The organism is Sulfuriferula sp. GW1 (assembly GCF_047300855.1).
GTDB lineage: Bacteria > Pseudomonadota > Gammaproteobacteria > Burkholderiales > Sulfuriferulaceae > Sulfuriferula.
The window spans coordinates 2132184-2145208 of sequence record NZ_CP170197.1 but is presented as its reverse complement, the minus strand read 5'-3'; the positions used below and the strand labels follow the sequence as shown (position 1 = coordinate 2145208).

At 55.9% G+C, this 13025-nt stretch carries 13 protein-coding genes; all 13 read left to right on the top strand.

Annotated elements, in window-relative coordinates; genetic code table 11:
• Nucleotides 1-17 precede the first annotated feature (17 nt).
• Entirely contained in the window at nt 18-1130 is a 1113-nt protein-coding gene (gene asd, locus ACFDAU_RS10505; RefSeq protein WP_413436879.1) for an aspartate-semialdehyde dehydrogenase, read from the top strand.
• On the top strand, nt 1130-2152 hold the full coding sequence (locus tag ACFDAU_RS10500; protein WP_413436878.1) for an aspartate-semialdehyde dehydrogenase: 1023 nt from the start codon (nt 1130-1132) through the stop codon (nt 2150-2152). The genes asd and ACFDAU_RS10500 overlap by 1 nt, the downstream gene beginning before the upstream one ends.
• Before the next feature lie 82 nt (nt 2153-2234).
• Nucleotides 2235-4916 carry a FimV/HubP family polar landmark protein gene (locus tag ACFDAU_RS10495; RefSeq protein WP_413436877.1) on the top strand — a complete coding sequence of 894 codons (2682 nt, stop codon included), beginning with the start codon at nt 2235-2237 and terminating at the stop codon, nt 4914-4916.
• Nucleotides 4916-5569: a hypothetical protein gene (locus tag ACFDAU_RS10490; protein WP_413436876.1), complete on the top strand. Its 654-nt coding sequence runs from the start codon at nt 4916-4918 to the stop codon at nt 5567-5569. Before ACFDAU_RS10495 ends, ACFDAU_RS10490 begins: the two co-directional genes overlap by 1 nt.
• 7 nt (nt 5570-5576) lie before the next feature.
• Nucleotides 5577-6353, top strand: a complete 777-nt coding sequence (gene truA / locus ACFDAU_RS10485; protein ID WP_124705575.1) for a tRNA pseudouridine(38-40) synthase TruA — start codon at nt 5577-5579, stop codon at nt 6351-6353.
• Between the two features lie 13 nt (nt 6354-6366).
• Entirely contained in the window at nt 6367-6990 is a 624-nt protein-coding gene (locus ACFDAU_RS10480) for a phosphoribosylanthranilate isomerase (RefSeq protein WP_413436875.1), read from the top strand.
• On the top strand, nt 6977-8176 hold the full coding sequence (gene trpB / locus ACFDAU_RS10475) for a tryptophan synthase subunit beta (RefSeq protein ID WP_413436874.1): 1200 nt from the start codon (nt 6977-6979) through the stop codon (nt 8174-8176). Before ACFDAU_RS10480 ends, trpB begins: the two co-directional genes overlap by 14 nt.
• Nucleotides 8177-8192: 16 nt before the next feature.
• Nucleotides 8193-8819: an FMN-binding negative transcriptional regulator gene (locus ACFDAU_RS10470; protein WP_413436873.1), complete on the top strand. Its 627-nt coding sequence runs from the start codon at nt 8193-8195 to the stop codon at nt 8817-8819.
• Between the two features lie 24 nt (nt 8820-8843).
• The gene (trpA, locus tag ACFDAU_RS10465) at nt 8844-9644 is read left to right on the top strand and encodes a tryptophan synthase subunit alpha (protein WP_413436872.1); all 801 of its coding nucleotides are present in this window, start codon (nt 8844-8846) and stop codon (nt 9642-9644) included.
• 9 nt (nt 9645-9653) lie between these two features.
• Nucleotides 9654-10526, top strand: a complete 873-nt coding sequence (gene accD, locus ACFDAU_RS10460; RefSeq protein WP_413436871.1) for an acetyl-CoA carboxylase, carboxyltransferase subunit beta — start codon at nt 9654-9656, stop codon at nt 10524-10526.
• Nucleotides 10527-11795, top strand: coding sequence for a bifunctional tetrahydrofolate synthase/dihydrofolate synthase (gene folC / locus ACFDAU_RS10455; protein ID WP_413436870.1), 1269 nt, complete (start codon nt 10527-10529; stop codon nt 11793-11795).
• Between the two features lie 18 nt (nt 11796-11813).
• Nucleotides 11814-12533 (top strand): SPOR domain-containing protein, encoded by a 720-nt coding sequence (locus ACFDAU_RS10450; RefSeq protein WP_413436869.1) that lies wholly within the window; start codon nt 11814-11816, stop codon nt 12531-12533.
• On the top strand, nt 12530-13021 hold the full coding sequence (locus ACFDAU_RS10445; RefSeq protein WP_413436868.1) for a CvpA family protein: 492 nt from the start codon (nt 12530-12532) through the stop codon (nt 13019-13021). Before ACFDAU_RS10450 ends, ACFDAU_RS10445 begins: the two co-directional genes overlap by 4 nt.
• Nucleotides 13022-13025: the final 4 nt, after the last annotated feature.

Below are 13025 nucleotides of genomic sequence, written 5' to 3'. Positions count from 1 at the left end.
AACGGGAGACACATAAAATGATGCGAGTAGGTCTGGTTGGCTGGCGCGGCATGGTCGGTTCGGTGCTGATGCAGCGCATGCGCGAGGAGCGCGATTTCGACGTGATCGAGCCGGTATTTTTCACCACCTCGCAGGTGGGAGGCAAAGGCCCCGAGATCGGCAAGGACGTTCCCGCATTGAAAGACGCCCGCAATCTGGATGAGCTGCGCGCGATGGACGCCATCATTTCCACCCAGGGCGGCGACTACACCAGTGAAATCTTCGGCAAGCTGCGCGCCGCCGGCTGGAAAGGCTACTGGATCGATGCCGCTTCCACGTTGCGTATGGAAGCGGGCAGCGTCATTATTCTCGACCCGGTCAACCAGCACGTCATCCAGGATGCGCTGGCCAAGGGCGGCAAGGATTTCATCGGCGGCAACTGTACGGTTTCGCTGATGCTGATGGCGCTGGGCGGGCTGTTCCGCGAAGACCTGGTGGACTGGATCAGTGCGATGACCTATCAGGCCGCTTCGGGCGCCGGTGCTCAGAACATGCGCGAATTGCTCAGTCAGATGGGTGAAGCGCACCGGGTGGCGAAAACGCTGCTGGACGACCCGGCCTCCGCCATACTCGACATCGACCGCGAAGTTGCCGGCACCCTACGCGACAACAGCTTTCCTACCGCCAATTTCGGCGTTCCGCTGGCAGGCAGTCTGATCCCGTGGATCGACAAGGACCTGGGCAACGGCCAGAGCAAGGAAGAATGGAAAGCGCGCGCAGAGACCAACAAGATACTGGGCCGCAGCGACGACGCCATTGCCATAGATGGCCTGTGCGTACGCATCGGCGCAATGCGCTGCCATAGCCAGGCGTTGACCGTGAAGCTGAAAAAAGACGTGCCGATGGATGAGATAGAAGCCATCGTCGCATACCATAACGACTGGGTGAAGGTCGTGCCCAACCAGCGCCAGGCGAGCATGGCCGATCTTACTCCCACCGCCGTGACCGGCACGTTGACCGTGCCGGTAGGCCGCATGCGCAAGCTCTACATGGGCGGCGAATACCTGTCTGCCTTCACGGTGGGCGACCAGTTGCTGTGGGGTGCTGCCGAACCGTTGCGGCGCATGTTGCGCATACTGGTTGAAGCTTGATGCCTAAAAAAGTGGATGTCGCCGTGCTGGGCGCGACCAGCCTGGTCGGTGAGGCAATACTGGAACATTTGTCCGAACGCGATTTCCCGTTGGGCAAATTATATTTGCTGTCGCCCAGCCTGTCCGTAGGTGAGGAAATCAGCATTGCCGGACGCGATATCGTGGTTCAGGATGCCGAGCAATTTGATTTTTCCCAAGTGCGCATTGCATTGTTTGCAGCAGGCGCTGAAGCGGCAGCGCATTATGCCGCCAGGGCAGCAGCGGCGGGCTGCGTGGTGATCGACAGCAGCCCGCAATTCCGCACGGATGCGGGGGTGCCCCTGGTGGTGACGGAAGTGAATCCGGATAGCATCGCAGATTATTTGCCGCGCAAGCTGATTGCCAGTCCCAATGCTGCAACCATACATTTGCTGAAAGCGCTCAAATCGATTTACGACGCAGCAGGCCTCCGCCGCATCAATGTGGTCTCTTTCCAGTCTGTATCGGGTAGCGGCAAAGAAGCCATCAATGAATTGGCTGATCAGACCCGCGCCATTTTCAATCTGTCGGAAACCGAAAATAACGTTTATCCAAAACGGATAGCATTCAATCTCCTGCCGCAAATTGGCGCCTTTTTGGACAATGGTTACACGGTCGAAGAGATGAAAATGGTGAATGAAACCCAGCGTGTGCTGGCCGACGAAACCGTGGCAATCAACCCGACTACGGTGCGTGTACCGGTGTTTTATGGTCATGCTCAGGCACTGCACATTGAGACGCGCAACAGCATAAGCGCAGCGACCGCACGTGATTTACTAAAGAATACGCCGGGTGTGACCGTAATAGACGAACGCGAGGATGGCAGCTTCCCGACGCCGCTTGATGCCGCGGCACAAAATGATGTGTTGGTAGGCCGTATCCGTGCGGATGTTTCGCATCCTAACGGATTGAATATGTGGATTGTTGCTGACAATGTACGGGCTGGGGCAGCCCTGAATTGTGTCAACATTGCAGAAATTTTTATTGAAAAATATCTGAAATAAGCGTATTGATATGGTTGGCTTTAAATTCACAATATAACTACATGAAGTTCTTGACAAAAGTCTTCAGTAACGAGGGATTGGCATGAGTCAAAAAAAGATCATTGCGAGTTATCTGTCGGCAGGCATGTTGATGTTGCTGCCATTGACTTCACATGCGGCCGGGCTGGGGAAACTGTCCGTCAGATCAGCGCTGGGACAGCCTCTTAATGCAGAAATAGAGTTGCTCGCCAGGGACAAGTCCGAGCTTGATGCATTATCTGCCCGTCTCGCGGGTAATGATGCCTTCCGCGAAGCCAAAATTGATCCGGCAGCGGTGCTATACAACCTTAAGTTTGCGGTTGATAAAAAGCCCGACGGTCGCGCAGTATTGAAAATAACCTCCAGCAAGCCAATCAACGACCCTTTTCTGGACATGCTCATCGAGCTTGACTGGGCAACCGGTCGAATGGTTCGCGAATATACGGTTTTACTGGATCCTCCAGGCATGGCAGCACAGACACCGGTGCCACCCTTGGAAGTTAATTCAGCCAGCACTGGCGGCAACGAATCCGAAAAATCCGCAGAGTCGTCCGTAGAGAGCAGGCCTTCCTCTTCGATGGAATCCAGAACAACGGGTGGAGCGGCAGCAACTCGCAAATCCGTTCAAGCTGCCGAAAAAACCACTAAGCAATCTTACGGCCCGGTCAAACGGGGAGATACGCTGTCATCCATCGCCAGTCAAACCAAACCGGATGGTGTCAATCTCGAACAGATGCTGGTTGGCTTGTATCGTGAAAATCGCAAGGCCTTTGATGGCGATAACATGAACCGGCTTAAAACCGGCAAGATTCTCAAAGTACCGAGTCCGGAGCAAATTGCCGCGATTCCCGTGGCAGAAGCCGCGCGTGATATCAAACTGCAATCTGCTGATTGGCAAAGTTACCGTCAGAAACTGGCCGGAGAAGTCGCCCAGGGAACGGCAGCACCGGAGAAATCCGCGCAGGCAGTTGGCAAGATCATGCCCAAGGTGGAAGATAAGGCTGCTCAGATGCAAGCCGGCAAGGATGTGCTAACGCTCTCCAAAGGGGAAGCCCCAGCCACTGGAAAACAGCCGGCATCCGGCAAGGATGCCAAGCAGACAGTAGCTACCCAGGACAAACTTAATGCCCTGCAGGAAGATGCTGCTGCCCAGAAAAAAGCTTTGCAGGATGCCAACAACCGGGTAGCTGCCCTGGAGAAAAATATTCAGGATATGCAACGGCTGCTGGATATCAAGAGCCAGGCGCTGGCAGAACTGCAAAAAAATGCAGCCAAGGCTGGCTCCAATGCAGCTCCCGTGGAATCGACTCCGGCAATCCCGCCCGTTGCTGCGCCTGCAGCCGTCAAGCCCGCCACTCCGCCGGCACAGACAGCAACGGTACCCAAACCGGTTGTGCCAACGCCAGCACCCATGCCCGCAAGTACGGGGCCAAGCTGGTATGAAAATATGAATCCGCTCTACCTTGGCGGTGGTGCCTTGGCTGCATTATTGCTGGCCCTGCTCGCATTCATGATGCATGGCAAACGCAAGCGCAAAGGGCTGTCAAATTTTGAAGACAGCATCATGGCTGGCACCGACATCAGGGCCAATACCGTCTTTGGAACCCAGGGCGGGGGTGCGGTGAATACCAACAATACCTCATTCCTTACTGACTTCAGCCAGGCCGGGCTGGGAACTATTGATACACACGATGTGGATCCGATCGCCGAAGCCGAGGTTTACATGGCTTATGGACGTGATGCGCAAGCTGAGGAAATTCTCAAGGAAGCGTTGACCAAAGATCCGGGCCGGCATGAAATTCACCTCAAGTTACTGGAAATCTATGCAGCGCGCAAAAATCTGCCTGCGTTTGAGTCGGTAGCCACTGAGCTGTATGCAGCACTGGGCGGGGAGATGACTCCTGTGTGGGCAAAGGCGGCTGAGCTGGGACGCAAGCTGGATCCCAATAATCCGCTGTACAACAACACTGGCGAAGCCAGCCATATTGGCGCAGCGCAGCAATCGGGTGAAAATAGGGACCCCGCAGCAGCAGTCGTGGTCGCCGCCGGCATGGCAACCGTTGCTCTGGCCTCGCGCAGGCGTGCAGAAGATGGTGATGCGCCTCCCGCAAGCGGGGAAATTCATGGCGATGCTGCACCGGATTTTTCACACAATCTCAACATTGCAGATGTGAATGCTGCAGATGCGCCGATAGATCACAGCCTGGATTTTACGTCTAATGCAGAACAGGGGATTATCGCCGACGCAGTAGAAAAACATGCAGCGCATGAAGACTCGGTATTTCATGATCTGGATTCGATGGTGGCTTCAGATGCGGATGAAGATATCCAGGTAGGTTCTGTTGCTCATGATGAGCTGAACTTCCCTGATCTCGACTTTGCTGCCCATGATTTTGGCAGTCAGCCAGCTCCTGCACCACTCGAATCAGCCAACGCGAATGAGTCAGGACTGGATTTTGACTTTGACTTGCCTGAACCTGAAGCGCCGCTGACGTCGCCGGATTCGGCTGCGGATTTGGATTTTTCTGATATCAGCCTGGATTTGAATGACATTGGTGACATGAGTCAGGCTGCGGATGAACCTGACGAGGCCTTCCAGGAAGCAGCAACCAAACTTGACCTGGCACGCGTGTACCATGAAATGGGTGACAAGGAAAATGCCCGTGAAATTCTGCAGGAAGTGATGCAGGAAGGAAACCCAACGCAAAAAGAGGATGCGCAAATGCTCCTGGCCCAGATAGGCTGATGCATCGCATCATAGATTCGACTCGTTGCAAACTTCATCCAGCCACAGCCATCGTGCTGTGGCTGTTTTTTGTTGTATGGCTTGAATTCGCACCTCCTTCGATGCTCGGACTGGCAGCACTGGGATTGCTGCCCTGGCTGCGGGGTGCTGCCCTGGCTCAATTTCTACGCTACCTGCGCCGCACCCGCTGGCTGCTGCTCACATTGCTGGCGATATATGCCTATACGCTGCCGGGTGAAAATATATCCACTGTGCTAGGCAGTTTCAGTCCAAGCATGCAAGGTTTGCAGTACGGAATATTACGCGTGGTGCGAATGGTCCTGCTGCTTGCTGCACTTTCCATACTGATGCGAAGCATTCCTCGTGACGATTTGCTGTTGGGCATATACCGGATGTTAAGCCCGCTGCAATGGTTTGGCGTGGATGCGGAACGCATCGCCGTGCGTCTCTGGCTTACGCTGCACTATGCCGAGACCGCTTTGGGCAATACCCGGACAACCAATATGAAGCAGCGTCTGGAAGCATTGCAGTTAAACCCGGCATTGCCCGTTGATACGCCGGCGCAGGTCGAATTGCCGGATCGGACTATGGGATGGACTGATTATCTATGCTTGTTTGTAGCGCTAGTCGGCGGCGCCGTTACGCTCTGGTAGACATGTCATGGTAAGAATCGCCCTCGGGCTGGAATATGACGGCAGGAATTTTTGTGGCTGGCAGACGCAATCCGCTGGCTGCAGCGTACAGGATGCATTACAGCGCGCATTGACGAGTATAGCCGGCCACCCGGTTGAGGTTGTCGCCGCGGGACGTACCGATGCGGGTGTCCATGCAGCCATGCAGGTAGTCCATTTCGATGCCCAATTTGATCGCCCAGCCAGCGCCTGGGTGCGTGGCGTCAACAGCTTTCTGCCGGACAGCGTGGCAGTGCTGTGGGCGTGCGTGGTAACGCAAGAATTCCATGCCCGTTTCAGCGCATTGGCGCGCAGCTACCGCTATGTGTTGCTCAACCATCCGGTGCGCCCGGCTTTGCAGGCGGGTAAGGCAGGCTGGTTTCATGCGCCATTAGCGCTCGAACCCATGCATGAAGCGGCGCAATTACTGATCGGAACACATGATTTCAGCGCCTTTCGGGCTGCTGCTTGTCAGGCGAAATCGCCGGTGCGTGAGCTACGCAGCCTGGAAATCAGGCGCGATGGCGACCGCATCCTCTTTGACCTCAGTGCCAATGCCTTCTTGCATCACATGGTTCGCAACATCGTCGGTGCGCTGGTATATGTCGGCAAAGGCCGATATCCGTCGCACTGGGTAGCCGAGTTGTTGCAACAGCGCGACCGCAAACTGGCCGCGCCGACCTTCGCGCCGGATGGGTTATACTTGAGCGCCGTGCAATATGCTGATGAGTGGGGTTTGCCAACATCACAACGCATTGATTTATAAAGTCATTACCTCCATGCGAACGCGAATAAAAATCTGCGGCCTGACCCGCGCTGCCGATGCTGTACACGCTGCCCGCTGTGGCGCAGATGCCATCGGCCTGGTGTTTTACCCACCCAGCCCACGACACATCGCGCCGGAGCAGGGTCGTACCATCAGCCGGGCGCTGCCCGCGTTTGTTACTCGCGTCGCGTTGTTTGTGGATGCCGACCCGGCACAAGTGGAAACAGTACTCACGGAGGTGCGCCCCGACCTGCTTCAGTTCCACGGTGATGAATCGCCTGAATACTGCCGCCAGTTTGATGTGCCTTATATCAAGGCAGCACGGGTCAAGGCGGGCTTGAATTTGGTACAATATGCGGCTTTATATGCGGATGCGCAGGGTTTGCTGCTGGATGCCTTCGTACCCGGGCAGCCCGGCGGTACGGGGCTATCGTTCGATTGGGCGCTGATTCCGGAAAACCTGCCGCTGCCGCTGATACTATCCGGCGGGTTGGACCCGGAAAACGTGCGCCACGCAGTGCAAAGTGTGCACCCGTGGGCGGTGGATGTTTCCAGCGGCGTTGAAACAAGTAAAGGCATCAAGGACGCGGCTAAAGTAGCGAAATTCATTCAAGAGGTGGGTAATGCGGATCGGTGAACTTCCGGACGAACGCGGGCATTTTGGCCCTTACGGCGGTATTTTCGTGGCAGAAACGCTGATTGCCGCGCTGGACGAGCTGCGTCGTGAATACGAGCTTGCGCGCAAGGACACTGCCTTCATGGCCGAATTCCGCCATGAGCTGAAACACTATGTGGGTCGTCCCAGCCCCATTTATCATGCCAAACGCTGGTCGGAGCACCTGGGTGGCGCGCAGATTTATCTCAAGCGCGAGGACCTCAATCACACCGGCGCGCACAAAATAAACAACACGATTGGCCAGGCGCTGTTGGCGCGGCGCATGGGCAAGAAGCGCGTCATCGCCGAAACCGGCGCGGGCCAGCACGGCGTCGCCACCGCCACCGTCGCCGCACGTTATGGCATGGAATGCGTCGTCTACATGGGCGCCGATGATGTGGTGCGGCAGTCTCCCAATGTGTTTCGCATGAAGCTCCTCGGCGCCACCGTGGTGCCAGTGTCTTCCGGTTCCAAAACCTTGAAGGATGCACTCAACGAGGCCATGCGCGACTGGGTCACCAATGTCGAATCCACCTTCTACATACTTGGCACTGCCGCCGGCCCGCACCCTTACCCCATGCTGGTGCGTGATTTTCAGTCGGTCATCGGTGATGAATGCCTCACCCAAATGCCCGACATGATCGGCCGTCAGCCCGACGCGGTGATTGCCTGCGTAGGTGGCGGCTCCAATGCCATCGGAATTTTCTATCCATATATAGATCACAAAAACGTACGCTTGATCGGTGTCGAAGCTGGCGGTGACGGTGTTGCCACAGGCCGGCATGCTGCGCCCCTGTCCGCGGGTACTCCGGGTGTGCTGCACGGCTTCCGCAGTTATCTGATGCAGGACGAAAACGGCCAGATCATCGAAACCCACTCGATTTCCGCCGGTCTGGACTACCCCGGCGTCGGCCCCGAACACGCCTGGCTCAAAGACAGCGGCCGCGCCGAGTACGTTGCCATTAACGACGACGAAGCCCTGTGCGCCTTCCATGATTTATGCCGGTTTGAAGGCATCATTCCGGCACTGGAATCCAGCCATGCACTCGCTCACGCAGCCAAGATTGCGCCGGGCATGAGCAAGGATCAGGTGCTGCTGGTCAATCTGTCCGGACGCGGGGATAAGGACATCAATACCGTGGCGAAGCTGTCTGGGATTGAACTGTAGACTGGGCGAGGCTTGCATGTATATCCCATCGCAATTCAAGGAAGAAAATCTGCAGCGGCTCACGGCGCTTATTGAAGATTATTCCTTTGGAACGCTTGTTTCTACACACGAAGGATTGCCTTTCGTGAGCCATCTTCCGTTTTTGTTTGAACAGGATGCGAGCCCTCACGGCAAGCTGCTTGGGCATATGGCGCGCGCCAATCCGCAATGGCAGCATTTGGCTCAAGGGCAGATGGCGCTGGCGGTGTTTCAGGGGCCTCATGCTTATGTATCTTCCGGCTGGTATGCCAAGCCGGGTGTTCCTACCTGGAATTATGCCGTTGTGCATTTATATGGCAGAGCGCGGATAGTTGAAGAGGAATCTCAACTTGAAGAGATTCTCGATAAATTGACTGCAGTACATGATGCGGACTATCCAGAGACTATGCAGACGGGCTATATGCGCGAGAATAAAACACGACTTTTGGATATGATTGTCGGCTTCGAAATCGAAGTCACCGAAATTCAGGGCAAATTCAAACTCAGCCAGAATCGCAGCAATGACGATCAGCAAAGTGTCATTCAGCATCTGCAAGCTTCAGCGATAGCCTCGGATAAGGAAACCGCAGCCTTGATGGTTTCAAATCTTAAAGCGCGGCGCTAATCCAAATTTACCTATTGGTTATCTATGTCTCGTATTTCATCCGTTTTTGAACAACTCAAGGCGCAACACAAGACCGCGCTGATTCCTTTCGTCACTGCCGGCGATCCTGACCCGCAGCTCACTGTACCGATTCTGCATGCCCTGGCGGCGGCGGGGGCAGACATTATCGAACTGGGAGTCCCTTTTTCCGATCCGATGGCGGATGGCCCGACCATCCAGCGTGCGTCCGAGCGGGCGCTGAAGCATCATGTCGGCCTCAAGGATGTGCTGGCGCTGGTGGCGGAGTTCCGCAAAACCAATACCGCCACCCCGATTGTGCTGATGGGCTATGCCAACCCGGTGGAACACATGGGGTATGAAGCGTTTGCCAAAAATGCAGCGGCTGCCGGCGTGGACGGGGTATTGACGGTGGATATCCCGCCCGAGGAAAGTACCGGCGTCGCCGATGTGTTTGCCGCCTATGGTGTGGACATGATTTTCCTGCTCTCGCCGACCACGCCCGCGGCGCGCATCAACGTGGTGGCGCAGAAGGCCAGCGGTTTTGTCTATTACGTCTCGCTCAAGGGTGTAACTGGTTCGGCCAGCCTGGACCTGGCAGAGGTAGCGTCGCATATCCCCGCCATCCGTGAGCATTGCGGGCTGCCTGTGGGTGTGGGATTCGGTATTCGTGATGGTGAAACCGCCCATGCCATCGCCCGGTTTGCTGATGCCGTAGTGATAGGAAGCCGTATCGTACAGGAGATAGAAAACTCTCCGCGCGAGAAAATTATTGAAAACCTCGCTAACTTCGTGCGCGGTATCCGCGTTGCGATAGACACCAAATAAGGAAATCCCATGAGCTGGTTCCAGAAAATCCTGCGTCCCAAGATCAACCGCAGAGAAACTGACGGTGTAGCCAAGAAAGTCATGCCGGAGGGATTGTGGAGTAAGTGCCCGACCTGTGAAACGGTGCTGTACCGAGCTGACCTGGAAAACAATCTGGAAGTCTGTCCCAAGTGCGGCCACCATCATCGTATTGATGCGCGTGCCCGCCTGGCAATGCTGCTGGACGCGGAGGATCAACAAGAGATCGGTGCCAACGTGACGCCGCTGGATACGTTGAAATTCAAGGATAGCAAACGTTACATTGACCGTTTGACCGAAGCTCAGCGCGCCACCGAGGAAAAGGACGCGCTGATCGTCATGCGCGGCAGCATATTATCGGTACCGGTAGTCGTGGCGGCATTTGAATTCAAATTCATGGGCGGTTCGATGGGCGCGGTGGTGGGCGAACGTTTTGTACGCGGGGTCGAAACCTGTCTGGAGCATGGCTTGCCGTTTGTCTGTTATGCGGCGAGCGGCGGAGCACGCATGCAGGAAGGATTGTTCTCGCTGATGCAGATGGCCAAGACCAGCGCGGCACTGACCAAGCTGGCCGAGGCGAAGTTGCCGTTTATTTCGGTGCTGACTGATCCGACCATGGGCGGCGTGTCCGCCAGTTTCGCGATGCTGGGCGATCTGATCATTGCCGAGCCTAAGGCACTCATCGGTTTTGCCGGGCCACGCGTGATTGAACAGACGGTGCGAGAAACCTTGCCGGAAGGCTTCCAGCGTTCCGAGTTTTTGCAACAGCATGGTGCGATAGACCTGATTATTGACCGCCGCGAAATGCGCGGACGACTCGCCAGTTTGCTCACCATGATGCAGCGTATGCCTACTGCTGCCTGAATGCCGGAAAATTCCCCGGCCAATCTTGCAGATTGGCTGACCTACCTCGAAGCGCTGCATCCCAAGACCATAGAGTTGGGACTGGAGCGTGTCAATGCAGTCAAAACGGCACTGCAACTCACACCATCCTTTCCGGTGATTCTCGTCGGCGGAACCAATGGCAAAGGATCCACCTGCGCCTATCTGGAAGCCATGCTTGCTGCGGCAGGCTATCGGGTAGGGCTGTATACCTCACCGCATCTGCTGCGCTACAACGAGCGTGTGCGCATCGATCATCGCATAGCAGATGACGCAGCGCTGTGCACCGCTTTTTCTGCGGTCGAAACCGCGCGCGGCGCGGTATCGCTGAGTTATTTCGAGTTCGGCACCTTGGCCGCCATGTGGTTGTTTGCGCGTGCCGAAGTCGATGTGGCGGTGCTGGAAGTAGGCCTGGGCGGACGGCTGGATGCGGTCAATGTGTTCGATCCGGAATGCTCGATTGTCACCAGTGTGGATATCGACCACACCGAATATCTGGGCGACACGCGCGAGAAGATCGGGTTTGAAAAAGCGGGCATTTTTCGCGCCGGACGTCCGGCAATTTGCGGAGATGAGCAGCCACCGCAATCGTTGTTGCAACATGCCTCCGACATCGGCGCGGATTTGCGCGTCATCGGCGTCGCGTTCAGCGCTGTGCCTGAAGCAAGCGGCTGGCATTACAACGGGCAACACGAATTTCGTGATTTACCCCATCCAGCCATGACGGGTCGGTATCAGTTCAATAATGCTGCTTGCGCAATCGCCGCACTGGAAACCCTGGGCGAACGCTTGCCGGTGACCGAGGCGGCGATCCGCCACGGCCTGCAGACCGCGTGCGCGGTGGGGCGCTTCCAGATATTGCCGGGACAGCCGGAGGTGATATTGGATGTGGCGCACAATCCCCATGCCGCAGCTGCGCTGGCAGCTAATTTAAAAGCCCGTCCGAGCCAGGGTAAAACACTTGTGCTCATGGCAATGCTTGCAGACAAGGACATAAACGGTGTGGTGCAAGCCATGCAGCACGAGGTGGACGAATGGCTGTTGGCCAGCCTGGATGTGCCGCGCGGCGCAACAGCACAGGTTCTGCACGAGGTACTGCGTAAAGCAGGGATCAGCGTACCGATAACATGCAGTGATAATGTGGAACAGGGGTGGCGGCTTGCCTGTGAACGGGCCCGCGAAAATGATAGAATCTGCGTCTTTGGTTCCTTCTACACTGTCGCTCAAGTGTTGCAGCTTACTGGCAGATAAACAGGAAAATATTGCATCATGGCCATTCAAGCCACTTCCGAAGAACAATTGCGTATGCGCCGCCGCGCGCGGCGCCGCCTGCTGGGTGCAGCGACACTGCTATTGCTGGCGGCGATAGTTCTGCCCATGTTGCTGGATAAGCAACCACGCCCGCTGGATCGCGATATCGAAATCCGCATTCCTTCTCCCACGACAGCGCCGATGGCTTCCGCTCCGCCGGTGGCTTCCAGCACACCGTCTGGTCCAGCGACTACAACTCAATCGGCACCCGTTGCGACGGATAAGGCAGCTACACCATCCCCGACAACAACGGTTGACCGGACAGAGCCTGCCATTACCCCTTCCAAGCCAAGCGCGGATGCGAATGCTGCGCATGAAGTGATTGCACCCAAAACTGCGGCAGCGCCCAAGCCGGAACAAACTTCCGGTAAAACTCCGGAAAAATCCGCGCAGAAGACCGAACCGGCTCACAAAGCAACCAAAGAAACACTTGAAAAACCCGCTGTCTCTACCCATTTTGTTGTTCAACTGGGCGCATTCAGCAATGCAGAAAATGTGCGCCAGTTGCGCGACAAACTCCTGGCCGGAGGGATTCATACCTATACTGAAGGCCTGCCGGGCGGTGCAACCAGAGTGCGCGCCGGACCATTCAAAACGCGTGAGCAAGCGGATAGTACACAGGCCAGGATTGCATTGCTGGGTGTGCAAGCCACAGTGGTGAGTTTAGATAAACCGTGACCGGTTTCGATTTTGTTGTAATTGGTATCGTTGCTCTGTCAGTGCTGGTTGGACTGATGCGGGGGATGGTCAAAGAGGTATTGTCGCTGGCTGCCTGGGTGCTGGCCTTTGTCGCGGCAAAATCATTCGCCTCCACTGCAGCAGGTGTGATGCCCGATTTTATAAGCAATCCTGCATTGCGTTACCTGGCCGGATTTATCGCGATCTTCATCGTGGTGATGGCACTGGCGATGTTGCTGAGCATGCTTTTATCCGAATCGCTGAAAGCGCTCGGTCTGGGAGCGATGGATCGAATATTGGGGATGGCGTTCGGTTTTTTACGAGGTATGGTGATTGTAACCATTTTGGTCTTGTTGGCCGGGCTGACCCAATTGCCGAAAACCGATATATGGCGTCAAGCATTGCTTTCCGGGGTGTTTGAACATTTGGCTATTATGATTCAACCGTGGTTGCCGATTGATCTGGTCAATCATATTCATTACAGGTAATTAT

Bases quoted from the DNA above. Each gene is read 5' to 3' on its own strand.
- asd (WP_413436879.1), top strand. From the start codon at position 18: ATGATGCGAGTAGGTCTGGTTGGCTGGCGCGGCATGGTCGGTTCGGTG.
- ACFDAU_RS10500 (WP_413436878.1), top strand. From the start codon at position 1,130: ATGCCTAAAAAAGTGGATGTCGCCGTGCTGGGCGCGACCAGCCTGGTC.
- ACFDAU_RS10495 (WP_413436877.1), top strand. From the start codon at position 2,235: ATGAGTCAAAAAAAGATCATTGCGAGTTATCTGTCGGCAGGCATGTTG.
- ACFDAU_RS10490 (WP_413436876.1), top strand. From the start codon at position 4,916: ATGCATCGCATCATAGATTCGACTCGTTGCAAACTTCATCCAGCCACA.
- truA (WP_124705575.1), top strand. From the start codon at position 5,577: ATGGTAAGAATCGCCCTCGGGCTGGAATATGACGGCAGGAATTTTTGT.
- ACFDAU_RS10480 (WP_413436875.1), top strand. From the start codon at position 6,367: ATGCGAACGCGAATAAAAATCTGCGGCCTGACCCGCGCTGCCGATGCT.
- trpB (WP_413436874.1), top strand. From the start codon at position 6,977: ATGCGGATCGGTGAACTTCCGGACGAACGCGGGCATTTTGGCCCTTAC.
- ACFDAU_RS10470 (WP_413436873.1), top strand. From the start codon at position 8,193: ATGTATATCCCATCGCAATTCAAGGAAGAAAATCTGCAGCGGCTCACG.
- trpA (WP_413436872.1), top strand. From the start codon at position 8,844: ATGTCTCGTATTTCATCCGTTTTTGAACAACTCAAGGCGCAACACAAG.
- accD (WP_413436871.1), top strand. From the start codon at position 9,654: ATGAGCTGGTTCCAGAAAATCCTGCGTCCCAAGATCAACCGCAGAGAA.
- folC (WP_413436870.1), top strand. From the start codon at position 10,527: ATGCCGGAAAATTCCCCGGCCAATCTTGCAGATTGGCTGACCTACCTC.
- ACFDAU_RS10450 (WP_413436869.1), top strand. From the start codon at position 11,814: ATGGCCATTCAAGCCACTTCCGAAGAACAATTGCGTATGCGCCGCCGC.